Annotated in this window: 27 protein-coding genes and 1 pseudogene; 14 read left to right on the plus strand and 14 right to left on the minus strand. The window is 63.6% G+C overall.

The features are described 5' to 3' along the window. The first annotated feature begins 110 nt into the window (after nucleotides 1–110). Nucleotides 111–284: a DUF1328 domain-containing protein gene (locus ACPPVR_RS15270; protein WP_035707576.1), complete on the plus strand. Its 174-nt coding sequence runs from the start codon at nucleotides 111–113 to the stop codon at nucleotides 282–284. 156 nt (nucleotides 285–440) lie between these two features. Here ACPPVR_RS15270 and ACPPVR_RS15275 read toward each other — a convergent pair whose 3' ends face one another. Continuing rightward, entirely contained in the window at nucleotides 441–800 is a 360-nt protein-coding gene (locus ACPPVR_RS15275; RefSeq protein WP_426615020.1) for a DUF427 domain-containing protein, read from the minus strand. A 175-nt stretch (nucleotides 801–975) separates the two neighbouring features. Here ACPPVR_RS15275 and ACPPVR_RS15280 point away from each other — a divergent pair, with 175 nt between their 5' ends. From ACPPVR_RS15280 to ACPPVR_RS15290, 3 genes are read left to right on the plus strand one after another with little or no spacing between them, the layout of a single operon-like run. Then, nucleotides 976–1,212: a BolA/IbaG family iron-sulfur metabolism protein gene (locus ACPPVR_RS15280; protein ID WP_008139419.1), complete on the plus strand. Its 237-nt coding sequence runs from the start codon at nucleotides 976–978 to the stop codon at nucleotides 1,210–1,212. A gap of 42 nt (nucleotides 1,213–1,254) precedes the next feature. Further along, nucleotides 1,255–2,448 (plus strand): low temperature requirement protein A, encoded by a 1,194-nt coding sequence (locus tag ACPPVR_RS15285; RefSeq protein ID WP_426616112.1) that lies wholly within the window; start codon nucleotides 1,255–1,257, stop codon nucleotides 2,446–2,448. 57 nt (nucleotides 2,449–2,505) lie between these two features. Beyond that, nucleotides 2,506–3,123: a hypothetical protein gene (locus ACPPVR_RS15290; protein WP_426615021.1), complete on the plus strand. Its 618-nt coding sequence runs from the start codon at nucleotides 2,506–2,508 to the stop codon at nucleotides 3,121–3,123. A 9-nt stretch (nucleotides 3,124–3,132) separates the two neighbouring features. On the opposite strand, the gene egtD is transcribed toward ACPPVR_RS15290, so the two are convergent. Then, nucleotides 3,133–4,104, minus strand: coding sequence for an L-histidine N(alpha)-methyltransferase (gene egtD / locus ACPPVR_RS15295; RefSeq protein ID WP_426615022.1), 972 nt, complete (start codon nucleotides 4,102–4,104; stop codon nucleotides 3,133–3,135). A gap of 52 nt (nucleotides 4,105–4,156) precedes the next feature. After that, nucleotides 4,157–5,455 (minus strand): ergothioneine biosynthesis protein EgtB, encoded by a 1,299-nt coding sequence (gene egtB / locus ACPPVR_RS15300; RefSeq protein ID WP_426616113.1) that lies wholly within the window; start codon nucleotides 5,453–5,455, stop codon nucleotides 4,157–4,159. 240 nt (nucleotides 5,456–5,695) lie between these two features. Here egtB and grxD point away from each other — a divergent pair, with 240 nt between their 5' ends. Genes grxD through ACPPVR_RS15320 form a run of 4 tightly spaced genes read left to right on the plus strand, consistent with a single transcriptional unit; the run spans nucleotide 5,696 to nucleotide 9,170 of the window. After that, nucleotides 5,696–6,022 (plus strand): Grx4 family monothiol glutaredoxin, encoded by a 327-nt coding sequence (gene grxD, locus ACPPVR_RS15305; RefSeq protein ID WP_426615023.1) that lies wholly within the window; start codon nucleotides 5,696–5,698, stop codon nucleotides 6,020–6,022. 3 nt (nucleotides 6,023–6,025) lie between these two features. Then, nucleotides 6,026–6,580 (plus strand): O-acetyl-ADP-ribose deacetylase, encoded by a 555-nt coding sequence (locus tag ACPPVR_RS15310; protein WP_426615024.1) that lies wholly within the window; start codon nucleotides 6,026–6,028, stop codon nucleotides 6,578–6,580. A 39-nt stretch (nucleotides 6,581–6,619) separates the two neighbouring features. Beyond that, nucleotides 6,620–7,906: a serine hydrolase domain-containing protein gene (locus ACPPVR_RS15315; protein ID WP_426615026.1), complete on the plus strand. Its 1,287-nt coding sequence runs from the start codon at nucleotides 6,620–6,622 to the stop codon at nucleotides 7,904–7,906. Nucleotide 7,907: 1 nt separating this feature from the next. Next, entirely contained in the window at nucleotides 7,908–9,170 is a 1,263-nt protein-coding gene (locus ACPPVR_RS15320; protein WP_426615027.1) for a serine hydrolase domain-containing protein, read from the plus strand. Here the strand turns inward: ACPPVR_RS15320 and ACPPVR_RS15325 are convergent, their stop codons facing one another. The 8 genes and pseudogenes from ACPPVR_RS15325 to murI all read right to left on the minus strand — a co-directional run bounded on the left by ACPPVR_RS15325 (nucleotide 9,171) and on the right by murI (nucleotide 14,536). After that, entirely contained in the window at nucleotides 9,171–10,238 is a 1,068-nt protein-coding gene (locus ACPPVR_RS15325; protein ID WP_426615028.1) for a threonine aldolase family protein, read from the minus strand. 32 nt (nucleotides 10,239–10,270) lie between these two features. Further along, a complete protein-coding gene (locus ACPPVR_RS15330) occupies nucleotides 10,271–10,573 on the minus strand; it encodes a type II toxin-antitoxin system RelE/ParE family toxin (protein WP_426615029.1) in 303 nt (100 codons plus the stop codon). After that, on the minus strand, nucleotides 10,552–10,779 hold the full coding sequence (locus ACPPVR_RS15335; RefSeq protein WP_426615030.1) for a hypothetical protein: 228 nt from the start codon (nucleotides 10,777–10,779) through the stop codon (nucleotides 10,552–10,554). Before ACPPVR_RS15335 ends, ACPPVR_RS15330 begins: the two co-directional genes overlap by 22 nt. Nucleotides 10,780–10,895: 116 nt before the next feature. Beyond that, on the minus strand, nucleotides 10,896–11,513 hold the full coding sequence (gene rpsD, locus ACPPVR_RS15340; protein ID WP_426615031.1) for a 30S ribosomal protein S4: 618 nt from the start codon (nucleotides 11,511–11,513) through the stop codon (nucleotides 10,896–10,898). Nucleotides 11,514–11,711: 198 nt separating this feature from the next. Next, nucleotides 11,712–12,479 carry an acyltransferase gene (locus ACPPVR_RS15345; protein WP_426615032.1) on the minus strand — a complete coding sequence of 256 codons (768 nt, stop codon included), beginning with the start codon at nucleotides 12,477–12,479 and terminating at the stop codon, nucleotides 11,712–11,714. Nucleotides 12,480–12,584: 105 nt separating this feature from the next. After that, nucleotides 12,585–12,794: pseudogene (locus tag ACPPVR_RS15350) on the minus strand (cupin domain-containing protein); the annotation flags it as partial. A gap of 109 nt (nucleotides 12,795–12,903) precedes the next feature. Continuing rightward, nucleotides 12,904–13,677: an HpcH/HpaI aldolase family protein gene (locus ACPPVR_RS15355; protein WP_426615033.1), complete on the minus strand. Its 774-nt coding sequence runs from the start codon at nucleotides 13,675–13,677 to the stop codon at nucleotides 12,904–12,906. Between the two features lie 61 nt (nucleotides 13,678–13,738). Continuing rightward, nucleotides 13,739–14,536 carry a glutamate racemase gene (gene murI, locus ACPPVR_RS15360; RefSeq protein WP_426615034.1) on the minus strand — a complete coding sequence of 266 codons (798 nt, stop codon included), beginning with the start codon at nucleotides 14,534–14,536 and terminating at the stop codon, nucleotides 13,739–13,741. Nucleotides 14,537–14,709: 173 nt separating this feature from the next. Between murI and ACPPVR_RS15365 the strand changes: the two genes are divergently transcribed. Together ACPPVR_RS15365 and ACPPVR_RS15370 are read left to right on the plus strand one after the other, a co-directional pair. Beyond that, nucleotides 14,710–15,261 carry a cytochrome b gene (locus ACPPVR_RS15365; protein ID WP_426615035.1) on the plus strand — a complete coding sequence of 184 codons (552 nt, stop codon included), beginning with the start codon at nucleotides 14,710–14,712 and terminating at the stop codon, nucleotides 15,259–15,261. Nucleotides 15,262–15,379: 118 nt separating this feature from the next. After that, nucleotides 15,380–16,021, plus strand: coding sequence for a glutathione S-transferase family protein (locus tag ACPPVR_RS15370; protein WP_426615036.1), 642 nt, complete (start codon nucleotides 15,380–15,382; stop codon nucleotides 16,019–16,021). Nucleotides 16,022–16,048: 27 nt separating this feature from the next. Here the strand turns inward: ACPPVR_RS15370 and ACPPVR_RS15375 are convergent, their stop codons facing one another. Together ACPPVR_RS15375 and ACPPVR_RS15380 are read right to left on the minus strand one after the other, a co-directional pair. Then, nucleotides 16,049–16,855 carry a Crp/Fnr family transcriptional regulator gene (locus tag ACPPVR_RS15375; RefSeq protein ID WP_426615037.1) on the minus strand — a complete coding sequence of 269 codons (807 nt, stop codon included), beginning with the start codon at nucleotides 16,853–16,855 and terminating at the stop codon, nucleotides 16,049–16,051. A 251-nt stretch (nucleotides 16,856–17,106) separates the two neighbouring features. After that, nucleotides 17,107–18,183 (minus strand): SecDF P1 head subdomain-containing protein, encoded by a 1,077-nt coding sequence (locus ACPPVR_RS15380; RefSeq protein WP_426615038.1) that lies wholly within the window; start codon nucleotides 18,181–18,183, stop codon nucleotides 17,107–17,109. A 327-nt stretch (nucleotides 18,184–18,510) separates the two neighbouring features. Between ACPPVR_RS15380 and ACPPVR_RS15385 the strand changes: the two genes are divergently transcribed. From ACPPVR_RS15385 to ACPPVR_RS15400, 4 genes are all read left to right on the plus strand, one after another. Further along, nucleotides 18,511–18,810 carry a hypothetical protein gene (locus ACPPVR_RS15385; RefSeq protein WP_426615039.1) on the plus strand — a complete coding sequence of 100 codons (300 nt, stop codon included), beginning with the start codon at nucleotides 18,511–18,513 and terminating at the stop codon, nucleotides 18,808–18,810. Nucleotides 18,811–18,873: 63 nt separating this feature from the next. Next, nucleotides 18,874–19,107, plus strand: coding sequence for a hypothetical protein (locus ACPPVR_RS15390; RefSeq protein ID WP_426615040.1), 234 nt, complete (start codon nucleotides 18,874–18,876; stop codon nucleotides 19,105–19,107). Between the two features lie 127 nt (nucleotides 19,108–19,234). After that, complete coding sequence (locus tag ACPPVR_RS15395; protein ID WP_426615042.1) at nucleotides 19,235–21,142, plus strand: acyl-CoA synthetase; 1,908 nt, start codon at nucleotides 19,235–19,237, stop codon at nucleotides 21,140–21,142. Between the two features lie 76 nt (nucleotides 21,143–21,218). Beyond that, entirely contained in the window at nucleotides 21,219–22,541 is a 1,323-nt protein-coding gene (locus ACPPVR_RS15400) for an LVIVD repeat-containing protein (RefSeq protein ID WP_426615043.1), read from the plus strand. A 108-nt stretch (nucleotides 22,542–22,649) separates the two neighbouring features. On the opposite strand, the gene ACPPVR_RS15405 is transcribed toward ACPPVR_RS15400, so the two are convergent. Further along, on the minus strand, nucleotides 22,650–23,822 hold the full coding sequence (locus tag ACPPVR_RS15405) for a M20 aminoacylase family protein (protein WP_426615044.1): 1,173 nt from the start codon (nucleotides 23,820–23,822) through the stop codon (nucleotides 22,650–22,652). Nucleotides 23,823–24,303: the final 481 nt, after the last annotated feature.

A 24,303-nucleotide genomic window follows, 5' to 3' on the forward strand; every position in this document is an offset into this window, starting at 1 on the left:
ACGAACGTCTTCTGCAGTGCGGTCAGGAACCAGTTCCGCACAGCGAAGTTAGCGTTCCCGTAACGGGTGAGGGGCCGCCGTTCGTGGTGGCCAAAGTTGTGGAGCTGGTGATGACGATCCTGAAATGGGCGTTGATCTTCTTACTGGTTTCGATCGTGGCCGGCGTGCTCGGCTTCACCGGCATCTCGGCCGCCTCCGCCGACATTGCCCGCTTCCTGTTTTACGTGTTCGTCGTGATCTTCCTGGTGCTGCTGGTGCTGGGGCTCACGATATTCAGGGCGTAGCCACGCTGATCCTACGCGCGGTCATGATGCCCGGGCTTGTCCCGGTCATCCACGTCGTTCGTGTCAGCAGCTACCAAGGACGTGGATGGCCGGGCCAGCGACGCCGTCCTTTGGACGGCTATGGCCCGGCCATGACGGTATGGTATCGATGAGAAACTACCCCACTTCCTCGATCTTCACCTTGTCCGGATAGAAGGCGAGATGGCCGGTGATCTCGGTCATCGCGGGGAAGGGCGTCTCGTAGGTCCAGATCGCGTTGTCGAGCGTCTTGCCGTCGGCCTTGATGCTGTAATAGCTGGCATCGCCCTTGTAGGGGCAGTGGGTGGTGCGCTCGGTGCGCTCCAGCAGCGCCATGTTGGCATCTGCCCGCGGCACATATTGCACCGCCGGATATTTGGCCTCCTTCAGCGTCAGCGCCTTGGTGCTCTCCGCGATCACGATCTCGCCCGCCGTCACACGGACGCGCCGGGGGTTTTGGGTGATGGTGATGGGGTGGTCGGGGCCGGGAAGCTTCATGATTTCATGCCTTTTCGATCAATCTGCCGTGCGCGGCACTATGTCGTGCCTTTATCCTGCGGGAAGCGGGAATATAGTAGGTCGGTGCGTGACCTAGAAGACCGTTCACGCTAAGTTTGGCCCCGCCGGTCCGGGGACCCCGGCGACGATTCGACGAGACAGGAGCGAGACCCGAATGCCAATGGACGCCCACGATATCGAGGCGATGATCAAGGCAGCGATCCCCGATGCCGAGGTGACGATCCGTGACCTCGCCGGCGATGGCGACCACTACGCCGCGACCGTGATCTCGGAATCCTTCCGCGGCAAGTCCCGTGTCCAGCAGCACCAGATCGTCTACCAGTCGCTGCAGGGCCAGATGGGCGGCGTGCTGCATGCGCTGGCGCTGCAAACCGGGGTGCCGGGCACTTGATCTGACGAGCACCTGACCTGATCGCGCGAAGGGGGGATGACGATGGCTGCGGACAATCCGCGCGGCGCGATGTTTCGCGTGATCGTGCCGAACCAGCCCAGCCGCGTCACCAATGCGGAGCTGTTCTTCGACCTCGTCTTCGTGTTCGCGATCACCCAGGTCTCGCACACGCTGCTGCATCACTTCACGCCGCTCGGCGCGGTCGAGGTCACGCTGCTGTTTCTCGCAGTGTGGTGGGTGTGGGTTTACACCGCCTGGGTCACCAACTGGCTCAACCCCGAGCTGACGCCGGTCCGCATCCTGATCTTCCTGATGATGCTGGGCGGCCTGGTGCTGTCGACGACGATCCCGACCGCCTTTGACGGTCGAGGCCTCTGGTTCGCCATTGCCTATGCGACCATGCAGGTTGGACGCACCGCCTTCTGGCTGGTCGCAACCCCACGCCATCGCACCGCGGTGCGGCACAACGCGATCCGCATCCTGGTCTGGCTCTGCGGTTCCGCGATCTTCTGGATCCTCGGTGGCCTGGCGCACGGCGAGGAAAGGCTGTGGTTCTGGATCTTGGCGCTGACGATCGAATATGTCTCGCCGGCCGTTCGCTTCTGGGTCCCGAAGCTGGGGTTCTCGTCGGTCGAGGCCTGGGCGGTCGAAGGCGGCCACATGGCCGAGCGCTGCGCCGGCTTCATCATCATCGCACTCGGTGAGGCCGTCGTCGTCAACGGCGCGACTTTTGCCGAGCTGGACTGGACCGCGGACAACATCCTGGCCTTCGTCTCGGCGCTGGTTGGCAGCATCGCGATGTGGTGGGTCTATTTCCACAAGGGCGCCGAAGCCGGCTCCGAACGGATTTCGACGACCGCCGAATCCGGCCGGCTGGCGCGGCTTGCCTATACCTATCTGCACATGCCAATCGTCGCCGGCATCATCCTGACCGCGATCGCGGACGAACTGGTGCTGAAGCACCCGAACGGGCATTCCGACATGAGGACCATCGTCAGCACGATCGGCGGGCCGCTGGTGTTCCTGGTCGGCACCATCCTTTTCAAGCACTCGATCCGCGGCTTCTTCCAGCTCTCGCACGGCATCGGCATTATCCTGCTGCTGGCGCTGTGGTGGTTCGCCGCCGATCTGTCGCCGCTCTGGCTGTCGGTTGCGACGAGCGTGATCATGATTGTCGTCGCGGTGTGGGAGTCGGTGTCGCTGGGGTCCAAGCCGGAGGAGGCGGAAGAGCATTGAACCGACGGCGGCGGGGAGGCGTCTAACGACGAACCACTCCTGGCGACGTAGGTTTCCGTGAGATTTCGGCTGACGCTTCTGCTGGCATGTTGTGTAGCGCTGGCCACACCGATTGCGAGCGCCGCAGGCCTGAGTCCGATCGACGAGCTCCGGCAAAACTTTACGGTCGGCGGCGAGCCCGTGCCGCCGAACATTTTCCGCGATATGGGCGACGGGGATCTCGCCGATTCCGGCAGCATCATCGTCACGATCGATGCCAAGGCCGCCACCGGCAGCAATCTCTATGCTGATCCAATCAAGCGCAACGACACCTGGATCGCACAGAGCAGGGCCAGCCCGGGCGACAAGACTCTCAACGAAGAAGAGGCCTATCGCTATATCGGGATGACTGCGAACAAGCTGCTAGTCGTCATCACGAGTTACAGCGGCGGTGGGTCAGGCGTATTTTATTCGCTGCATATTCTCACGGCCGAACCGGCCCGCGCCTTCGACAGCGAAGGCAAGCGCTACGAGCGATTGAATGTCACCACCATCCGCAGCGTCGCGCTTGGCGACCGCTGGAATGGCGAGGTCACAATCGACGGCAATGCTATTCTGATCACGACGATCGGCGGTATCCCGGCCGGTCAGGCTCGCAAGCCATCAACCGTGACCATCAAGGCCGAGCGCCCCTAGGGGCGCGTCTTACTCCGCAGCCTCCAGCGCGTGCACCGAGAACATCTTCGCCGCATCCGTCCAGCTCTCGCGCACCCGCCAGCCGGCGCCTTGCGCCAGCGCGGCGAAGCGCTCGAGACTATATTTGTAGCTGTTCTCGGTATGGATACTCTCGCCCGGCCGGAACGAGAAGCTGGTGCCCAGCATGCGTACGGTCTGGCTCTTCTTGCTGATCAGATGCATCTCGATGCGGTGCCGCGCGTGATTGTAAATCGCGCCATGCGTAAAGGCGGAAAGGTCGAAATTGCCGCCGAGCTCGCGGTTGATCCGGACCAGCACATTGAGGTTGAAGCGGGCGGTGACGCCCGCCGCATCGTTATAGGCGGCGTGAAGCAGGCGCTCTTCCTTTTCGAGATCGGCGCCGATGATCATCTGTGCGCCCTGGCCGAGAATTGCGCGGGCGCTCTTCAGGAAGGCCTGAGCCTCCTGCGGCTCGAAATTGCCGATGGTTGAGCCGGGGAAGAAGCCGACCTTGGGCATCGTCGCGACCGCCTTCGGCAGTTCGAACGGCGTCGTGAAGTCGGCCGCCACCGGATAGATGCCGAGTGACGGAAAATCCCGCTTCAGACCGTTGGCCTGGGCCTTCAGGAAGTCGCCGGAGATGTCGACCGGCACATAGGCCGCGAACTTGCAGTGGTTGAGCAGCAGGCGCACCTTCGTGGTTGCGCCTGCGCCGAACTCGACCAGCGCCGCATGCTCCGGAATGATCTTTGCGATCTCGCTGCCGCGCTCCTTCAGGATCGCAAGCTCGGTGCGCGTCGGATAATATTCCGGCAGACGCGTGATCGCCTCGAACAATTCCGATCCGGTCGCATCGTAGAAATATTTCGGTGACAGCTTTTTCGGCTGCTGCGACAGGTCCTCGATAGCCTCGCGGGCAAAGGCGGTGGTCTGCTCGTCGGGAAGATGGGCTTCGGCCAAAGCGCTGGCGTGCACATTCATGATACTCTCCTGAACGCGCTGTCCGGCGCGCATTTGTCGTCGGATGAGAATTTTACGAGTAGTCGGCGAGCCGCAGTCCCGTGAACTGCCAGCGGTGGTGCGGATAGAAGAAATTGCGATATGTGACACGACTGTGACCGCCAGGGGTCGCAAGCGAGGAGCCGCGCAGCACCAGCTGGTTGATCATGAACTTGCCGTTGTACTCGCCGAGCGCGCCTTCGATGGCGCGGTAGCCGGGGTAGGGCGAGTACGAGCTGCGGGTCCATTGCCAAACGATGCCGAAGGCGTCGTTGAGCTGGCCGGCGCGCGCCGCGACCTCCCATTCCATCTCGGTCGGCAGATGCTTTCCCGCCCAGCGTGCGAACGCGTCGGCTTCGTAATAGCTGATGTGGCAGACCGCCGCGTCGGGATCGACCGGCTTGACCCCGGCCAGCGTCATCACGTGCCATTGGCCATCGATCTCGCGCCAATGGCCCGGGGCCTGCCAGTCTTCCCTGCTGACGGTGGCAAAGCCGTCCATCAGCCACAGCGTCGCAGCCGCGTAGCCGCCGTCGCGCATGAAGGCGAGCCATTCGCCGTTGGTAACGAGACTGCGCGCGATCCTCACCGGGCCAACGAGGGCGCGATGCGCGGGCTTCTCGTTGTCGAAATGAAAGCTGTCGTCGACATGGCCGACGGTGTGGATGCCTTCGTTCAGCGTCAGCCAGTCCTCTCCGCCGCGCGTCGCGGCCGGGAAGCCCCAGTCGGGATCGTAGGCAGGGTAAACCGGGTTCTGCGCGAAGGCGTGCAGGATGTCGGTGAACATCAATTCCTGATGCTGCTGCTCGTGGTTGAGACCGACCTCAACCAACGGTGCGATGGCTCGGAGTTTGTCCTCGCCGGCCTCGCGGAAGAATTTTGCGACCGCCGTATCGACATATCGGCGATAGGCGCCGACCTGATCGGCGCTCGGCCGGGTGATGTCGCCGCGGTGATTGCGGGCATGGCGGGGGCCGGCGCTGACGTAATAGGAATTGAACAGGAACGCGAAATCGGGGTGGAAGGGCTGGTAGCCCGAACAATGCTCGCCGAGCAAAAATTGCTCCCAGAACCAGGTGGTATGAGCCCGGTGCCATTTCGCGGGGCTCGCATCGGGCATGGACTGGATCTGCTGGTCCTCGGGCGACAGCGGTGCGGCCCGGCGTTCGGTCTCGTTGCGGACGGCGAGAAATGCGTCCTCAAGCCGCTGGGCGAGGTGACCCGGGTCGGAGGACGGTGACGAAAGCGCGGGGGCGGCCAGGGCGGAGGCTTGTTTCGTCACGTTTTTCTCCAGACAGGACAAGAGAACGTTGTTGGCGTTGCCTGGTTCCAAAACCAAGGTTCGTCCTAGATAGGGGCTCCGTTACGGTATGAAAGTCCTCCCCGGTGATGATATTCGTGCCATCATGCCATGGGAACGGCGCCGTCCGGACAGGCCGCCCCGGGGGTGTTCGCCGCCATTTTACTTTGGATGCACAACGGTTTGGGCTACATATATGGGCAGGTATCGGGTTAAATCGGCCGAGCCGGCCCGACGTGATTGTTGAGGGCTCCGCCCCAGAAGGAAACGGATATGAGCATCGCGGAATTCATCGCCAACGAAGTGAAGTCGAACGACGTGGTTCTGTTCATGAAGGGTACGCCGCAATTTCCGCAGTGCGGTTTCTCCGGACAGGTCGTCCAGATCCTCGACCACATCGGCGTCGGTTATAAGGGCCTCAACGTCCTCGAATCCGTCGAGCTGCGTAATGGCATCAAGGAATTCTCGAACTGGCCGACGATCCCGCAGCTCTATGTGAAGGGTGAATTCGTCGGCGGCTGCGACATCATCCGCGAGATGTTCCAGGCCGGCGAATTGCAGCAGCTCCTCTCCGAGAAGGGCGTTGCCGTCGCGGCCTGAGGCTTGACCATGGTGACGCGCCGAATCGGCGGCGCGGAGCTCGAGGTCATTGTCGCTGACATCACGACACTCAGCGTTGACGCCATCGTCAACGCAGCCAACACGTCGCTCCTTGGCGGGGGCGGCGTGGACGGCGCGATCCATCGGGCCGCCGGGCCTGACCTGGTCGCCGAATGCCGCATGCTCCACGGCTGCAAAACGGGCGACGCCAAGATCACCAAAGGCTATCGGCTAAAGGCCGCGCATGTGATCCACACCGTCGGGCCGGTCTGGAATGGCGGCACGCTGGGCGAGGACGATCTGCTCGCCTCCTGCTATCGCCGCACGATGGAGCTGTGCCGCAAGCACGAGCTGACCTCGGTGGCATTCCCGGCGATTTCGACCGGCATTTTTCGTTTCCCGGCGGATCGGGCTGCCGATGTTGCCGTCCGCACGACGCTCGATGCGCTGCCGACGGCGCCATCTGTCGCCCGCGTCGTGTTTTGCTGCTTCTCTGAGCCGAGCGGGAATGTCCATGTCGAGGCGCTTGTGCGGCACAGCAGCCCTTGTGCCGACTGACGCCGTCAGTACACTCCGGCCATGTTCCGGGGAGGGGATATGATTTTACATTTTGGACTTCGCTCGTTGGTCTGCGGCGCACTGGTATCGCTCGGCGCGATATCGCTGGCGCGGGCGGAGGGCAGCTACGAAATTCCGGCCGGCGCGCATTTCAACCAGGACAAGCTCGCCAAGGTCAGTGAGTTCTTCAGGAACGAGGTCGCGACCGGCAAGATCGCCGGCGCGACCGTGCTGATCCAGCAGCACGGCAAGCCGGTCTACCACGAGGCCTTCGGCGTCCAGGACGTGGTGAGCAAGGCTCAGATCACGGACAAGACGATCTTCCGCCTGTTCTCGATGACCAAGGCGATCACCTCCGTGGCCGCGATGCAGCTGCTCGAGGACGGCAAGATCAAGCTCGACGATCCCGTCTCGAAATACATTCCGTCATTCGCCAATGTGAAGGTCGGCGTCGAGAAGAAGGCCGATGACGGCACCAAGTCACTCGATCTCGTTCCGCCGACGAGGCCGATGACGGTGCACGATTTGATGACGCACACCTCGGGCGTCACCTATGGCTTCTATGGCGACAGCCTCGTGCGCAAGGCGTATCGGGATACCAATATCTACGCCGGCGATTTCGATCTCGCCGAGTTCGCCGAGCGCATCGCCAAACTGCCGCTGCACAACCAGCCGGGCGCGCTCTGGCAATACGGCCATTCCACCGACATTTTGGCGCGCGTGATGGAAGTCGCGGCCGGCAAGCCGCTGCTCGACATCGAACGGGAGAAGCTGCTGGTGCCGCTCGGCATGGTCGATACCGGCTTCTTCGTCACCGATCCCGAGAAGCAAAAATTGCTGGCGCAGCCGGTGCCGAACGACAGCGATTTCCGGGTCGGTCGCATCAACGATCCGACCGTTATCAAGAAGTGGCAGTCGGCCTCCGGCGGCATGGTCTCGACCATGGCCGACTATGCGCGCTTTGCGCAGATGTTGCTCAACGGCGGCAGCCTCGACGGCAAGACCATCCTCAAGCCCGAGACGTTCAAGCTGATGGTGACCGACCAGATCGGCCCGAACTCGGGCGTCGACCGCGACTATTTCTACTTTCCCGGCGACGGTTTCGGCTTTGGCCTCGGGCTCGCGGTCCGCACCGATCCCGGCAATGCCAAACCGCCGCCGCCCGGCGATCTCGGCGAATTGAAGTGGGACGGCGCGTCAGGCTGCTATTTCGTGATCGACCCCAAGCAGGACATGTTCTTCGTCCTGCTGGAGCAGACCCCGACCGAGCGCCAGCGCGTGCAGCGGACATTGAAGCAACTGGTCTATGAATCCATGGAGAAGTAACATGCGCGGGCGCCGCGCGCTGATCGCGGCGCTCGTGCTTCTGTTCGGTGCAATCGGCGCGAAGGCAGGCTCCGAGGAACGCGGCGCGCATACGCTCTCGCCCGAAGGGCTCGCAAAAGTCTCCGACTACATCCGCAACGAGGTCGCGACCGGCAAGTTTCCGGGTGCGATCATGCTGCTCCAGCAGCACGGCAAGCCGGTCTATTATGAGAATTTCGGTGTCCGCGACGTCGCGACCGAAATTTCGATGAGCGCGGACACGATCTTCCGCCTCTACTCGATGTCGAAGCCGATCACCTCCGTGATGGCGATGATGCTGGTCGAGGAAGGCAAGCTCTCACTCGACGATCCCGTTTCAAAATACATCCCGGCCTTTGCCGACATGAAGGTCGGCGTCGAGAAGAAGGCCGAGGACGGCAAGGTCGGACTGGCGCTCGAGCCGCTCAATCGTCCGGTCACAATCAAGGACCTGCTGCGCCACACCTCGGGGCTGCCTTACGGCTATTATGGCGGCGGCAAGGTGCGTGAGCTCTATGCCGACGCCAACCTCTTCCACAGCAATCTCACCAACGCCGAATTCGCCGCAAAAGTCGCCACGCTGCCGTTGGTCGAACAGCCCGGCACGGTATGGGACTATGGCTCTTCTACCGACGTACTCGGCCGGGTTGTCGAAGTGATCTCCGGCAAGACGCTGCTCCAGTTCGAGAAGGAGCGGCTGCTCGATCCGCTCGGCATGACCGAGACGGCGTTCTACGTTGCTGATCCCGCCAAATTCCCACGCATCGCCGAGCCGATGCCGGAGGACCGCAACATCAGTCCGACGACGCAGGTTCGTGATCCCCGGCTGCCGCTGAAATGGGAATCGGGCGGTGGCGGTCTCGTCGGCACGGTCGGTGACTACGCCCGCTTCGCGCAGATGCTGTTGAATGGCGGCAGATATGAAGGCCGGCGCTATCTCAAGCCCGAGACGATTGCGCTGATGGCGTCGGATCACATCGGGCCTCAGACCAAGATCGCGCGTGACCAGAATTACTATCCGGGCGGATCGAGCGGATTCGGCCTCGGCTTCGCCGTGCGTACCTCGGTGCCGGAGGGCACGTCGTGGCCGCTCGGCGAATATCGCTGGGATGGCGTGGGCGGCACTTTCTTCTTCATCGATCCCGCAGACGATCTGTTCGGGGTCTTCATGGTGCAGACCCCGTCGCAGCGCGGCCGGATTCAGCTCGCGCTGAAGACGCTGATCTATCAGGCGATCGGGCGCTGATTACGCCCCGCGGACGATCTCGCGGACGTGGCCGATCATCTCTTCGATCTGGGCCGCGTTGACGTCGAGATGGGTGCAGGCACGGATGCGGCCGTCCATCGTCGCAAGCGTGACGCCGCGCTGGCGGAGTGCTGAGACCATCTTGTCGCCGGGAATGCCGGCGCCATCCGGCTTGAAGAACACGAGATTGGTCTCGGGCTCCTGCACCTCGACGCCTGCGATCTGCGACAGCCCGCGAGCGAGCGCGCGTGCATTGGCGTGGTCGTCGGCGAGACGATCGACGTGATGGTCGAGCGCGTAGATGCAGGCGGCCGCGCAGACGCCGGCCTGCCGCATCGAGCCGCCGAGGCGCTGCTTCCACTGCCAGACCGCGTCGATGAAGGCGCGCGTGCCCGCAAGCACGCCGCCGATGGGGGCACCGAGGCCCTTGGAGAAATCGATCCAGGCCGAATCCCAACCCGCCGTCATGTCGCGCGGGGAGATGCCGCTCGCGACAGTGGCGTTCAGGAGGCGCGCGCCGTCCATGTGGGTGACGAGGCCATGTTGCTTCGCGATCGCGACGATCTCGTCGAGCGCGGCCTTCTTCCAGATCGTGCCGCCGCCGATATTGGCGGTCTGTTCGACGCTGACGACTGTCTGCGGCGGCTGGTAGCGCGTGCGCGGATGCAGCGCCTTGCGGAACGTTTCCGGCGTGAACTGGCCGTCGGGTCCCTTCAATTGTGTGACCTGGAAGCCGCCGATCGCGGCATGCGCGCCGCCTTCGCGCGCAATGATGTGCGCGCTCTCATGCGCGAGGATCTCGTCGCCGGGGCGGCAATGCACCAGCGTCGCCGTGACGTTGCACATCGTGCCTGAGGGCATGTAGACGGCGGCTTCCTTGCCGAGCAGCGTCGCGACGCGCTCGCAGAGCGCGTTCACGGTCGGATCGTCGCCGACCTGCTCGTCGCCAACCTCGGCCCGCGCCATCGCCTCGCGCATCGCAGGCGTCGGCTTGGTCTGCGTGTCCGACAGCAGATTGATGCGCACCGGCGGCGCCTTTGGATCGATCGGGGGAGGGGTGTAGAGCATGATCTTGCTCCTTGCAGCAATTACACTCACTGTCAGCGAGTTCTGGGTGGGCGCCGAGCGGCGTGACGAAATCGCATAATAACGATTTCCGCCGGGGTCACACGATAATCGATCAAATAGGGATAAGGGTTTACAGGGAGGCGGCGCACGTTCGCGCGGCTTGTCTGCCGTCCGGCATAGGGATGGTCTTTGAGCAACCTAATCAAAGCGGCAAGGCGGTCGCGCACGTGGACTGCTCCCTGCGGCGATCGCGATTCGATGTAGGTGAGGACTTGGTCGATCTGGGCAAGAGCCCGACGGGTGTAGCGGACGTTCACAGCCCGTGCTTTGCCCACATGGCACGAACCTCGTCGGCACTGGCAAATTCGCCGCGGGCGATTTCTGCTTCGGCCTCGGCAAGATCCGCATCTTCTGCCGCCGTCAGCTGAATTGGCGGTTGATCGACGCCAGCCAGCTCGAGCAGGGCTCGCGCCAGTTCGTCCTGTTCAGAATCGGGCAGGACGGAAACCTTGCTAAAAGCCTCTTCCAGAAGACGCGTCATGATCAGGCTCCACTGCGTACAATCATAGCACAGCTGGCCGGAGACATGTGAATGCCCGCCTCAAACAAAAAGGCCCCGGAAACCGGGGCCTTTGAGCGATTGATATGCCGAAACTATCAGCGCGAATAGAATTCGACGACCAGATGCGGCTCCATCTGCACCGGGAACGGCACGTCGGAGAGGCCGGGGATACGAATGTATTTCGCGGTCATCTTGCCGTGGTCGACTTCCAGATAGTCGGGAGTGTCGCGCTCGGGGAGCTGGCTGGCTTCCAGCACGTGGGCGAGCTGCTTGGAGGCTTCCTTGACCTCGATCACGTCGCCGATCTTGACCTGATAGCTCGAGATGTTGACCTTGCGGCCGTTCACCTTGATGTGGCCGTGGTTGATGAACTGGCGCGCGGCGAAGATCGTCGACACGAACTTGGCGCGATAGACCACCGCGTCGAGACGGCGCTCGAGCAGGCCGATCAGGTTCTCGCCGGTGTCGCCCTTGAGGCGGCTGGCCTCGACATAGACGCCGTGGAATTGGCGCTCGCTGATGTTGGCGTAGTAGCCCTTCAGCTTCTGCTTGGCGCGGAGCTGCACGCCGAAGTCGGAGAGCTTGCCCTTGCGGCGCTGGCCGTGCTGACCGGGGCCGTATTCGCGGCGGTTGACGGGGCTCTTCGGGCGGCCCCAGATGTTCTGGCCCATACGGCGGTCGAGCTTGTACTTGGCTTCACTGCGCTTAGTCATCGCGTCCTCTGTGGGTTCATGGTTTGAGGAAACGCGCCCTCCTGTGTGACGGGCAAGCCCGGCACCGACAGGTCCGATCCCCAAAGCATAGGGGACAGGACCACGGGTCGCGAAACGCTTCGCGGGCCGAAATCGGCCCGCGAGCAGGGGGCTTTTAGGAGAGTTTGGGCCGTGCTGTCAATGCGAATGGTCCCGGAATCAGGCTCCGACCGCCCGGATCGGCTTCGGCCCGGCCGAGCGCAATTCGGCAGCGATTTCAGTGTTCAGGACCTGTTCCAGCCGGGTCAGGACCCGAGCGATGGGGGCAGCGTCAGTCACCCGGTGATCCCAGCGGATCACGACATGGATGGTCTGGTCGGGTTCCACCACCCCGTAGCTGACGATAAAGGGGCCCGGCGTGATGGGATGGAGCTCGCCGCCGCCATAGGCGGCCACGGAGCTCACCGCAAAGCTGCCGAACCAGTTGCCCCGCTGCCGGCCGAAATTCATCCCCACCGCCCAGGACAGCCGCCGTAGCGGCAAAGGCAGGCGGGTCGCCCGCATGATCTTCCGGAACATCGGGACATCGTCGATCGGCGCCGTCTTGGCGTGCCGGATCTGGGCATCAACGTCGGCCAGCGACATGGTCTCGGGCGCCGCGATCCGCTGCGGCAGAACGCATTCCTCGCCGTCCTCGACCCGGGCGATCGCCACCAGCGCCACGCTCTTCGGCAGCTCATAAAGGGTCGGCCACGGCCATTTGGCGTAGACGGTGCGCAGGATCGGCTCGTCCCGGGCCACCAGCGCGAAGGCTTTGACGAACATCGCGGCCCAGCCCGCCGGCGCGGCCGTGGTCGCGCGGGCCTCGAGCAGGGGGCGGATATTGAGCGGGCGGGAGAGTGAGACGAACGGCACGCCCATCGAGGCGCGCATGAGATCGACAATCAGGCGGCGCGGCAGCGAAATGTTCTTCGGTTGACCGCGCATCGTTCTCCGGTTCCCGCAGGCTGAAATAAGTGCGGCGAGGGGACCTCCCGCTCGCCGCCTGCTCTAGCACGAACCAACCCGCCCGGGGCCGGTCGGTTCGCCGCATCAGGGCGCTGGCGAGGCCAGCGGCTTGGTCTTGTCGACGACGTAAATTCCAAGCACTTTCAATGATTTGTCGCAGTGAGCCTTGACGTCATGCACGACGCCCGCCGGGATCTGACAGGAATCACCCGCTTTCAGAGTCTGATCCGGCTGCCCATCGACCAGAAGATTGAGCTCGCCTTCCAGGACATAGCCCGTCTCAATTCCTCGGTGAAGGCGAGAACGAGCAAAGTCTTCTTGAGCATTGATTGTTTCCTTTTTGGAACGACTGAGCCTAGCAGCGCCGCCGTTCCCGGCAAGACTCAATGGCTGAGACCACCGCTCAGCGCTTGATCCCCTCGAACGCCGCCATGATGCCGCGCTGGAATAGCGACCAGTCGAAGCCGAGCGCGATGGCGCGGTAGCCGCGGTCGACCAATCGGTTGGCTTGGTCTGCTGTGCGCGCCACGCCGCCGATCGGCACGCCGCTCTTGAGGATGCCGGCCTCGGCCCGCGCGATCAGCTCCAGCAATTCCGGATCGTCCATCTGGCCGCGCTTGTTGATGGAGGTGGCGAGATCGCCGGGACCGATCACGGCGACGTCGATGCCGGGCGTGGCCATGATCTCGTCGATGCGGTCGACAGCGTCGACATGCTCAATGGTGATCATGCAGATCATCTCGTCGTCGGCGGTGGCCATGTAGTCCGGCATCGACTGGCCCCAGCGGAACGGCGCGTGGAATGGGCCCCAGAGCCGATCGCCGCGCGGCGGGTAGCGTACGCTGCGCACCGCCTTCTCCGCTTCTGCGCGATTGGTGATCATCGGAAAATTGATGCCGAAGGCGCCGATATCCATCGGCGCTTTTGCAAGCCACGGCTCGTTCGCGGCGATCCGCACCAGCGGTGTGCAGGGCGTGCCGGTCGTGGCCGCGATCATCGCATGCGCTTCGGTGAGCCCGATCGGCCCGTGCTCGAGATCTACGATGATCCAGTCGAGCGAGCGCGCCATGATCTGCACGGTCTGCACGCTCGGGATCGTCGCGATCGCGCCGAAGGCGGGACGGCCCTCGCGCCAGAGCTGGCGGAGACGGTTCAGCGGCGTTGGAGCGACCGACATGGAATGACCTGCGGGAAGACGACGACGGCGCAGCCTAGCAGCGCGCCGTCGAGCGGCAAAGTCAGGCCGGCACGCGGCCGCCGAAGAACGGCGTCAGTGCTGCCGCGAGACTGTGCACGCGGTTCGAGGTGAAGATCATCGCGGCGCCGGATTGAGCGATGCCGCCCGTGTGCGGACCGAGCAGGTCCGAGACGCGGCGGGCGATCGCGGGCGCAGGATCGATCCAGTCGACCGGCCAGGGCGCGAGCTTTATCAGCCGGTCGAGCAGCAGCGGGTAATGCGTGCAGGCGAGCACCACCGTGTCGGTGCGCGCGCCCGCGTCCTCGGGATCGCCGACGAAGCAGGGGGCGAGTTCGGCGAGGATGTCGCCGTCGCTGATCGGGTGGTCGTTGAGCGCGGCTTCGGCGAGCGAGGCAAGCTCGGGCGAGCCGACCAGCGTGACCTCGCAGCCTTGCGCGAAGTCGCGGATCAGGGCCTTCGTGTATTCGCGCTTCACCGTGCCCTTGGTGCCGAGCACCGAGACGCGGCGGGTCTTCGACTGCGCGCAGGCCGGCTTGATCGCCGGCACCGTGCCGACGAAGGGCACCGAATAGGCGGCGCGCAGATGCGACATCACCAGGGTGGAGGCGGTGTTGCAGGCGATGACGACGAGATCGGGATCGTGTGCCCCGATCAGCTCCCCCATCAGCGGCACGACACGGGCGATGATCTCATCTTCGCCGTGGTGGCCATAGGGGAAGAAGGCATCGTCGGCGACATAGACGAAATGTGCGTCTGGGCGCGCGGCCACGACCTCACGCAGCACCGTGAGCCCGCCAAGGCCGGAATCGAACACCAGGATCGTCGGGGAATAAGTCACGCCGTCACCCTATCTCTGCATGGTTACCATTCGGTTTTTGGGGCCGTTTTGCGGCGACCGGCCCCGGAGGCCGATTTGGAGCAATTCCATTTCACGATTGCCGCATGTTCCCGCTATCAGCAGCCGTGCTGCGCTGCGGTTTTGGGACATCCGTAAATTTTCGGGGAGCCGACATGATCAGAAACACGAAGGCCGGCTGGGGCAGCGTCGCCCGGGGGCTGCACTGGGTCTTGGCGCTTGCGATCATCGGCACGATCGGCTTCGGCTGGTGGATGAACCACATCCCGGCGCGTCCCGACAAGTTCTTCTATCGCTCGATCCATGCCGATATCGGTTACATGATCTTGCTGTTCACGGTGCTGCGCCTGGCCTGGCGCGCCATCAACCCGACGCCGGCACTGCCGACCGAGACCTCGCGCTGGCAGAAGATCGCGGCCCATGTCAGCCATGGCGCGCTCTATCTCGTCGTCATCCTGGTCGCGATGCTGGGCTGGGCGCATTCCGGTGCGCGCTCGCCCAATTACTCGGATTTCTTCGGCCTGTTTCACGTGCCGCAATTTACCTCTCCGGACAAGGCGGCGGCTGACGCCTATGAGGACCGCCATATCTTCTTTGCCTATGTGCTGCTGGCGCTGATCGCGGTTCACGTGGTCGCAGCCTTCTGGCACCACTTCATCCGCCGCGACCGCGTCGTGGCGCGCATGGTGACGGACGAAGTGGGGTAGGCGGACGACTTCCGCGCCGAGGCACACATTCTTCCGGGCGCTGATCATGGCCGGTGGCTTGACGATCCCGGCGAAACAGTGCGGGGTCTGGTCGATAGCAACGCCGCAGGAGACGCTCATGCTCACCGTTCATCATCTTGGCAAATCGCAATCTGAGCGCATCGTCTGGCTCTGCGAGGAACTGGAAATCCCCTACGAGTTGAAGCGCTATGCGCGCGATCCCGTCACCATGCTGGCGCAGGCCGACTACAAGGCGCTGCATCCGATCGGGGCGGCGCCGGTCATTGCTGAGGGCAATCTCGTGCTCGCCGAATCTGGTGCCATCGTCGACTACATCATCGCCAAATATGGCAACGGCCGCCTCGTGCTCGGCGCCGATGATCCCGGCTTCGCGCAGTTCCTGTACTGGTTTCACTTTGCCAACGGCACGCTGCAAGCCGGCATGGGCCGGCTGATGATCCTGAATCGGCTCAAGCTCGCCGAGGACAATCCGATGCTGCTCGCGACAAGGGCGCGCGTCGACCGCATCTTCGATCTGGTCGATGCACGCGTGCGAGACGCCGAGTATCTGGCGGGCAGCGCCTTCACCACCGCCGACATCATGATGGGTTTTTCGCTCACCACGATGCGCTACTTCCAGCCCTATGATCTTTCGCGCTGTCCGAACGTGGTCAAATATCTCGGCCGCATCGGTGCACGACCGGCGTACCGCCGCGCGATGGAGAAGGGCGATCCCGGCATGGCGCTGCTGTTGAGCTGAGCGGCAGAGCTGGGTCCGCGGAGCCGTTCACGCAGTCCTATTCGTGGTCGCGGTCCGTTCCGTCGTCAGCTGCTTCTGCAAGCGATCGATGTTCTGCAGCAGGCGCTGGCTGGTCAGCACCAGGAAATAGTAGCCGAACTGCGGATCCTGGAAGTAGATCTCGAGCAGCCGGTCATACGTGATCGTCAGCACCTGTCCGTCCTCGACGCATTCGATCGTTCCGGTTCGCCGGTTGTCGGGTGTCAGGAAGCCGAGCTCTCCCATGAGAGCTCCGGGCCCGATCTCGACATTGATCTCCTTGACCAGGAATTTGCCTGTGACCGTGAGGAGCATGTCCTTGGCTGGATCGCCCAGTTTGAACAGCGTGTCGCCGCGGCGATATTTACGCTCGGTCATGAACGGCTTGAGCCATTCGATCGACATGTCGCCTTCGGCGGCATGGCGCGCCTTCTTGACGAGCTTGAGCATCTGCCGCAGGCGCACGGCGTTGATCGGAAGCAGCAGCAGGTACAGGACGAACGTCGAGACATTCGCGGAAAGCGCACCGAAAATGGCGAAGAACGCGCAGCCGATCATGTTGGCGACGCGCAACGGCACCATCGTCCGCATCAAAAGGGTGGCGACGAAGAAGCCGGCGCCGACCGTAGCGAACATATTGGCCAGCGTGATGTTGTGGACAAAGATCTCCAGCAACCGATTGAAGATGGCGTCGTAGGTCACGTTGTTTGGATCGAGACCCATCTGGACAAGGATCTTCGCGATCCTGAGATTATCCGTTGCCGCATCGAGAATGCGGTCGAGGATCGAGGAAACGTCTGCGCTGCCGGACGGCATGGTATGGTCCCTGCGTAAGGCCTTCAGTCCTGGTCGGTGTTCTCGGTAGGTATAGCCGAATTCGAATGACGACCACTTGAATGGAATTTTCGGTCGTCCTGCCGCAAGAGGCAAATTTTAACCTGAACGGGCATTTCGGCAATTGCCCGTTCGTTGTCCGTATGTTTGAGCCCCCGCGATTCGGGGCTCGGGCCGCGGGACTTTGGCGCCCGGCCAGGGCGGGTGGCGCAAAAAGGGACGGTCGGAGAGCCTTACGGCTTTGCGGCGGGCTGGACGACCTGCTGCTCGACGAGGCCCAGATGGCCGGGCAGCGCGCCCGCGCGCAGCAGCATGGCGACGCTGTTGGCCTCCTCCAGCGTGAAATTGCCGGAGATCTGGCCCGAGCCACCGGTGATGGGCTCGCGGATCACGGGGGCGGAGACCACCTTGTCGTCGAGCACGATGGCAAAGGGCTTTCCGACGTTCTCCTCGGTAATGTGGGCAAAGCGCCGTGCGCCGCGCCCGTTGAAGCGGAACGAGGCGATCGGCTCCTTGGTTCCGGGCGCAAAGCCGGGGCCGGCATAGATAATGTCGTCGCCCTCGAGCGCGCTTTCCTTTGCGACCAGATAGGGGCGCTGGTCTTTGAAACCGAACAGGACCTCCGTCCCGGCAGGAGGCGTGCCGAGCTGCGCCTGTTCCGGTGGCATCGAGACGTCGATCGAGCGGAAGCTGACCCGCACCTTCTTGGCAAAGACCGCGGTCACGCGCTCGGGCTCCATCACGCCCGGGAGGAAGATGCGGATGCGGTCGGCCCCGTCCGGCTGCACGCTGGCGAGCTTGACGCCGATGTCCTTCAGGCGCTGCTCGATCATCGCGATGGACTCCTCGACCAGATCATGCAGCTGGCCGGCGAAGGCGGCGTCCGTTGGCGCCAGCCTGAGCAGGCCGTCGCCGCCGTCGGTCGTTTTGAGCGAGCGTGGGGGCGCTGCGTCCGTCGTGAGCTTGCGCACGAGCTGGTCGCGGCTCTTGGCGTCCGCGATCGTTAGTTCGACGCTGCCGTTGCTCACCTTGTGCGCCGAGAAAGCGATGCGGCTCTCCTTGAGATTCTTGTAGACGTCGTCGCGCAGGTCCGTGACCATCGCCTCACGCAAGCCATCGGCATCGACCTTGTAGACGATGCGCGAGCCGCCCTGCTTCTCCATCATGTTGCCGACGAAGGCCACGACCTTCGCGCGCATCTTGTCGAGCTGCGTGTCCTCGGCGGCAGCGGTGCGCGGCAGGGCGATCGCAGATGCAATGGCGAGCGCGGCGATCAGCCGGGTGATGCGGTCCCGCAGGGGCGTGGTCATGGTGTCCTCAATTGGCGCAAGACGCGGCGTCAGGCGGCGCGCCTGTCCCAGTCCTTGGTCCCCCGATCGCGCGTGCAGGTTCAAAAAGGAGGGTTCGAACCCGGCGCCAGGTCGAGGCAACTCACCCGCACAGTGCTAGCTTTACAGAAGCCATGCGAATTGGGACGATAGGGGTGATGTTGAGCGTGATCCTGGCCGCGGGCCCGGCGAGCGCCTACGACACCTATGACAGCCGAAACCTGTTCACCAACCCGATCTTTATCGACCACGGGACGACCGGCCTATGACCCCCGAAACTGCGCCGGTCTCGACTGGGACGACGAAGCGGTGCTGGCGCGGGTGAAGGCCGCCCCGCGCGTCAACTTCATCAAGAGCCCGGACGACGACGCCGGCAACACCTCAAGCTGCCCTGCAATGGGCGGGGCCTGCTGCAAGAAGTCGTATCTCGTCACCGGAGATCTTGTGCTGGCTGGTCGGACGCAGGGCGATTTCACCTGCATCAGCTACCACGCCGCGGCGGGGACGAAGCCGGCCTGGATCACCGGCTGGCTGCCGCGCGCAGCGCTCAGTCCGGTCGCACCGATGTCCTCGCCGCAGCCTTCGGATTGGCTCGGGACCTGGACCTAGTCGGAGGGCAGCATCGCGATCACCGAGGATGGCATCGGCGGCCGGCTGCACATCGTCGGCGACATGGCGGTGGCGACGGTGCGTGACATCCGCACCGGCACGCTCGATGCGCAGGTGAAGCCAGGCGTCGCCAGCATCGCTTTCCTTGAGGACGGCTGGCTGCCGTTCGAAACCAAATGCGACAGCGGCTGCGGGGTGCGCATGCGGCGCATCGGCCCGTTCCTCCTGGTGCAGGACAATGGCGATTGCGGCGGCGCCGGGGTCAGCTTCACCGGGCTTTATCGCCGCAGCCGCTAGGGAATGGACGAACGCCAAATCATCCATCATTCTGTCACGGTTCGACCGGTTTCCGGTCGAGGCCTCGCCTGAACCAAATGTCAAAAGACAGGGGGCGGGGCAATGAACAGAGGGAGGACGGAATTCCATGGCGGGCATCCACGCGCTCGATCGATTCATCGGCAACGACTATCCGGACCTGGCGACGGATGCGGAGGTCCGCGCCTTCGAGCAGGTCCCTTACGCCGATCGCGTCGCGGCCGAGAGCACGTATGACGCGATCAAGCTCGGTGCGGCGCTCAACCCCGATGGGGCCGCGATCCAGTTCCTGCAAAATGCCGATCCTGCCGATACGCCGCTCGTCGTCACCCACCGCGATTTCATCGCGCGCGTGACCCAGGCCGCCAACATGTTTCATGCGCTCGGCGCGGAGAAGGGCGACGTCATCAGCTTCATGCTGCCGCTGGTGCCCGATGCCTTCGTGACGCTGTTCGGCGCGGAAGCCGCCGGCATAGCCAATCCCGTCAATCCGCTGCTGGAGCCGCACCAGATCGTTGAGATCCTGGAGGCCGCGAACACGACGATTTTGGTGGCCCTCGGACCGATGCCGGGCACCGACATCTGGCAGAAGGTCGAGCAGATCAGGCCGCAACTGAAAGCTCTCAAGGCGATCGTGCAGGTGTTTGGTGGCGGCGATCCGGCGAACGGCGTCTTTGCCTTCAGCGACCTGATCAAGCAGCAGCCGTCGGACCGGCTTATCAGCGGGCGCAAGATCGCAGGCAGCGACATTGCCGCCTATTTCCACACCGGCGGCACCACCGGCACGCCAAAGCTGGTGCGGCACACCCACGCCAACCAGGTCTACCAGGCCTGGGCGCTCAATCTGCTGCTGAGGTCGAAGCCCGGCGCCAACATGCTGTTCGGCATGCCGCTGTTTCACGTCGGCGGCTCGTTGACGCAGGTGCTGCTGACGCTCTCGGCCGGCGGCTCACTCGTCGTGCTGTCGCCGAGCGGCTGGCGCAATCCGAACTCGGTGAAGAACATCTGGGGGCTGGTCGAGCGCTTCAAGCCCGAGGCGCTGTCCAGCGTGCCGACGGTGCTGGCCGCCACGCTCGCGGTGCCGCCGGGTAATGCCGACATCTCCAGCCTGAAATATGCTGCCGGCGGCGGCTCGGCGATTCCCGTCGCCGTTGGGTCGGCGATCCAGGACAAGCTCAAGCTGCCGGTGGTCGAGGTCTACGGCATGACCGAGACCTCGAGCGTGCACACGCTCGCTTATCCATCACGGCCGATCCGGCTCGGCTCGGTCGGCCTGCCGATGCCTTACGCGCGTGTCCGCATCGTGCAGCTCGATGCCGACGGCCGTCTGATCCGCGACTGCGCGGCCGACGAGATCGGCGTCGTCATCATGGCCGGGCCCGGCGTGTTTGGCGGCTATCTCAACGACGCGCATAACATTGGCGCCTTCGTCGATGAGGTCTGGGTCAATTCCGGCGATCTCGGCCGGCTTGATGCCGACGGCTATCTCTGGATCACCGGCCGCGCCAAGGACCTCGTGATCCGCGGTGGCCACAACATCGATCCGGCGCCGATCGAGGAGATCATGTTCCGCCATCCCGCCGTCGGTTTTGCCGCGGTGGTCGGTCAGCCCGATGCCTATGCCGGAGAATTGCCGGTGGGCTACGTGCAGCTGAAGCCTGGTGCGACGGTCGAGCCGGGCGAATTGGAGACATGGGTGCGCGAGCGCACGCCGGAGCGCGCCGCCGTTCCGGTGCAAGTCATTCCGATTGATCCGATGCCGGTGACCGGTGTCGGCAAGGTGTTCAAGCCGCAATTGCGCTGGGACGCGGCGCAGCGCGTGTTCACCAAGGTGCTGACGCCCATCATCGAGCGCGGCATCGATTGCAAGGTCAGGGTCGGCGCGCATGGCAGCCACGGTTCGATCGCCACCGTGACGCTCGCGGGGCTCTCGGCCGACCAGCGCGAATTGGTTGCTGGCGAGGTGCACACGCTGCTCGCTCCGTTCGTGATGCGGCACGAGGTCGTGCAGGCGTAAGTGAGGGCCGACGACACAAGGCTTGCACGCCTTGCCGCAAGCGAGCATCATCCCGCAAAAAACTTGGGGGAAATCGATGCGCCAACTCTCTCGCCGCAGCCACCTTCGGCAATTATCGGCTGTGCTCGGATTCGCCGCGCTACCTGGGTGGTCGAGGCCGGCTTTAGCTTCAGCAGACATTCCGCCCGAGGGCATCGGCAAGGGCATCAAGCACATCTCCTACAGCGACATCGGCGGACGGCCCGACAGCGTGCAGGTGATGTTCAACCGGCAGCACGTCTACGTTGGGCACATGTTCAGCGACGGCGTGACGATCCTTGACGCATCCGATCCGCGTGCGCTGAAACCGGTCAATTTCTTCACCGCGGGACAGTACACCCGCACCCACCATTTGCAGGTGGCAGAGGACATGCTGCTGCTCGCGAATGGCGCCAATATCGTCGCGATGCAGTCCTACGACAACATGCGCGGCTATTTCGAGAACACGCTGGTCGACAGCATCACCAAGGCCAAGAAATTCCGCTGCGGCCTCTCGATCCACGACATCTCGAAGCCGAACGAGATGCGCGAGATCGCGTTTCTCGAAATGCCTGGCTTCGGCATCAACCGGCTGTGGTGGCCGGGCGGCCGCTACGCCTATGTGTCGGCGCATTTCGAGGGATTCACCGACCACATCCTTTGCGTGGTCGATCTCAAGACCATCACGAAGCCGGAGATTGTCGCGAAATGGTGGCTGCCGGGCATGAACCGCGCGGCCGGCGAGCCGGCGACGCCAAAGGGCAAGCGCTTCGCGCTCCATCACATGATCACGGCGGGTGACCGCGGCTATGCCGCCTGGCGCGACGGCGGCTTCACCATTCACGACATCAGCGATCCCGCAAATCCAAAGCTGCTATCCCACATCAACTGGTCGCCGCCCTTTGCCGGCGGCACGCATACGCCGCTGCCGCTGCCCAAGAGACAGCTCGCGATCGTCGCGGATGAAGCGAATGCGGATCAATGCGCCAAGGGCCTGTTCCATACATTCGTTCTCGACGTGCGCGCGCCGGAAAACCCGGTGCCGATCGCCACCCTGCCGACCCCGCGCGACCGCGATTTCTGCACGAACGGTACCTTCGGCCCGCATAATCTGCATGAGAACCGGCCGGGCTCGTTCCAGAGCGAAGAGACGATTTTCGCGACCTACAACAATGCCGGCGTCAGGGTATTCGATATCAAGGACGCCTTTGAACCGAAGGAAATCGCGTACTGGGTGCCGCCGATACCCAAGAAACTCATCGACCCCCGACCGAACGTGGCGCTCGCAGCCAAGACCTGCGATGCCTATGTGCGGCCCGACGGGCTGATGTTCGTCTCCGACTGGAATGCCGGCATGCACGTGCTGCAATATGAGGGATGAGTAGGGCAGTCCATAGGGTGGGTTAGCCGAAGGCGTAACCCACCACTGTTTATCTCCGCGGGAACAGAAGAGGTGGCTTACGCTTTGCTAACCCACCCCACGCACCTTTTACCCCGCCGGCATCGCGGTCTCGATCAGGCGCACCCAGAACGAGGCGCCGTGGCCGAGGATGTTGTCGTTGAAGACATAGGCGGGGTGGTGGCATGCGGGGCTGTCGCCCATGCCGACCAGGATCATCGCGCCGGGGCGCGCTTCCAGCATGAACGAGAAATCCTCCGCGCCCATCATCGGGATGATGCGGTCGTTGACGCGCTCAGTGCCGACGATGTCGCGCGCCACATCGGCGGCGACGCCGGCTTCGCGCGGATGATTCATCGTCACCGGATACATGCGCGAGTATTTCGTCACTGCCGAGCCGCCATAGGCGCGGGCAACGCTGTCGGCGACTTCGCCGATGCGGCGCTCGACGAGATCGCGCACTTCGGGATCGAGCGTGCGCACGGTGCCGCCGAGTTCGGCGGTCTCGGGAATGATGTTGAAGGCGGTGCCGGCGTGGAATTGCGTAATCGAGATCACCGCCGATTTCAGCGGATCGACGTTTCGCGCGACGATCGATTGCAGCGCGTTGACGATCTGTGAGCCGATCAGGACGCTGTCGATCGCCTGGTGCGGGGTGGCACCAGCGTGGCCGCCTTTGCCGTGCACGGTGATCTGGATGTTGTCGGAAGAGGCGAGCAGCGGACCCGGAGTGGTCGCGAAATGGCCCTCGGGCAGGCCGGGCATGTTGTGCATGCCGTAGACCTGGTCAATGTTCCAGCGCGTCATCATCCCGTCCTCGACCATGGCCTTGCCACCGCCGCCGCCTTCTTCGGCGGGCTGGAAGATCACGACCGCAGTGCCGTCGAAATTGCGCGTCTCGGCGAGATATTTCGCGGCACCCAGCAGCATCGCGGTGTGCCCGTCATGGCCGCAGGCGTGCATCTTGCCCGGAATTTTTGAGGCGTAGGACACGCCGGATGTTTCCATGATCGGCAGCGCGTCCATGTCGGCGCGAAGGCCAATGGCTTTTCCGGACGCGGATTTGCGGCCCCGGATCACGCCGACGACGCCGGTGCGGCCGATGCCCGTCACCACCTCGTCGCAGCCGAACTCCCGCAAGCGGTCGGCGACGATGCCGGCGGTGCGGTGGACTTCGTAGAGCAGCTCGGGATTCTCGTGGAAGTCATGGCGCCAGGCGGCCATTTCGTCCGAGAGGGCGGCGATGCGGTTGACGATGGGCATGGGGTGGGTCCGTTTCTTGTGGTTCGTCGGGTGGGTCGGCCAACGTAGCGTAACCCATCGCGATGCCAAGGATGAACGGCGGATTATGCTGCGCTAATCCGCCCTACGGTTGCAATGCGTCTCCGAACCTCGATCTCGGCATCGCCGGCCGGCCGACACAGGGGCCGGGCTCGGTCCCAAAAATTAACTGTCAATCACGGATCATTGACTGACAGATATTGAAATCTGTCAGCGGGACGTGTATATCCAATCTCGGACGCTCTGATTGGGCGTCTGGCGGCAGACCCGGAGGCCCAACGTCCCGACCACTTAGGGATCGAGGTGCTCAAATGGAACAACGGGAACCGCCGATTGTTTGGAGACTTACGACAATGACGACCGAAATCATCAATCTCACCGGGACAATTGGGCATTGGCTCAATCTACTGGTTGCGCGCCAGATCGCGGCGCAGGCTGCAAAACTGCCTCATTGAGGCGAGAG

Origin of the sequence: Bradyrhizobium sp. McL0616 (assembly GCF_049993385.1) — a bacterium.
Taxonomy (GTDB): domain Bacteria; phylum Pseudomonadota; class Alphaproteobacteria; order Rhizobiales; family Xanthobacteraceae; genus Bradyrhizobium.

Bases quoted from the DNA above. Each gene is read 5' to 3' on its own strand.
- ACPPVR_RS15270 (WP_035707576.1), top strand. From the start codon at position 111: ATGACGATCCTGAAATGGGCGTTGATCTTCTTACTGGTTTCGATCGTG.
- ACPPVR_RS15275 (WP_426615020.1), bottom strand. From the start codon at position 800: ATGAAGCTTCCCGGCCCCGACCACCCCATCACCATCACCCAAAACCCC.
- ACPPVR_RS15280 (WP_008139419.1), top strand. From the start codon at position 976: ATGCCAATGGACGCCCACGATATCGAGGCGATGATCAAGGCAGCGATC.
- ACPPVR_RS15285 (WP_426616112.1), top strand. From the start codon at position 1,255: ATGGCTGCGGACAATCCGCGCGGCGCGATGTTTCGCGTGATCGTGCCG.
- egtD (WP_426615022.1), bottom strand. From the start codon at position 4,104: ATGAATGTGCACGCCAGCGCTTTGGCCGAAGCCCATCTTCCCGACGAG.
- grxD (WP_426615023.1), top strand. From the start codon at position 5,696: ATGAGCATCGCGGAATTCATCGCCAACGAAGTGAAGTCGAACGACGTG.
- ACPPVR_RS15315 (WP_426615026.1), top strand. From the start codon at position 6,620: ATGATTTTACATTTTGGACTTCGCTCGTTGGTCTGCGGCGCACTGGTA.
- ACPPVR_RS15320 (WP_426615027.1), top strand. From the start codon at position 7,908: ATGCGCGGGCGCCGCGCGCTGATCGCGGCGCTCGTGCTTCTGTTCGGT.
- ACPPVR_RS15325 (WP_426615028.1), bottom strand. From the start codon at position 10,238: ATGCTCTACACCCCTCCCCCGATCGATCCAAAGGCGCCGCCGGTGCGC.
- ACPPVR_RS15335 (WP_426615030.1), bottom strand. From the start codon at position 10,779: ATGACGCGTCTTCTGGAAGAGGCTTTTAGCAAGGTTTCCGTCCTGCCC.
- rpsD (WP_426615031.1), bottom strand. From the start codon at position 11,513: ATGACTAAGCGCAGTGAAGCCAAGTACAAGCTCGACCGCCGTATGGGC.
- ACPPVR_RS15345 (WP_426615032.1), bottom strand. From the start codon at position 12,479: ATGCGCGGTCAACCGAAGAACATTTCGCTGCCGCGCCGCCTGATTGTC.
- ACPPVR_RS15355 (WP_426615033.1), bottom strand. From the start codon at position 13,677: ATGTCGGTCGCTCCAACGCCGCTGAACCGTCTCCGCCAGCTCTGGCGC.
- ACPPVR_RS15365 (WP_426615035.1), top strand. From the start codon at position 14,710: ATGATCAGAAACACGAAGGCCGGCTGGGGCAGCGTCGCCCGGGGGCTG.
- ACPPVR_RS15370 (WP_426615036.1), top strand. From the start codon at position 15,380: ATGCTCACCGTTCATCATCTTGGCAAATCGCAATCTGAGCGCATCGTC.
- ACPPVR_RS15375 (WP_426615037.1), bottom strand. From the start codon at position 16,855: ATGCCGTCCGGCAGCGCAGACGTTTCCTCGATCCTCGACCGCATTCTC.
- ACPPVR_RS15380 (WP_426615038.1), bottom strand. From the start codon at position 18,183: ATGACCACGCCCCTGCGGGACCGCATCACCCGGCTGATCGCCGCGCTC.
- ACPPVR_RS15390 (WP_426615040.1), top strand. From the start codon at position 18,874: ATGGCGGTGGCGACGGTGCGTGACATCCGCACCGGCACGCTCGATGCG.
- ACPPVR_RS15395 (WP_426615042.1), top strand. From the start codon at position 19,235: ATGGCGGGCATCCACGCGCTCGATCGATTCATCGGCAACGACTATCCG.
- ACPPVR_RS15400 (WP_426615043.1), top strand. From the start codon at position 21,219: ATGCGCCAACTCTCTCGCCGCAGCCACCTTCGGCAATTATCGGCTGTG.
- ACPPVR_RS15405 (WP_426615044.1), bottom strand. From the start codon at position 23,822: ATGCCCATCGTCAACCGCATCGCCGCCCTCTCGGACGAAATGGCCGCC.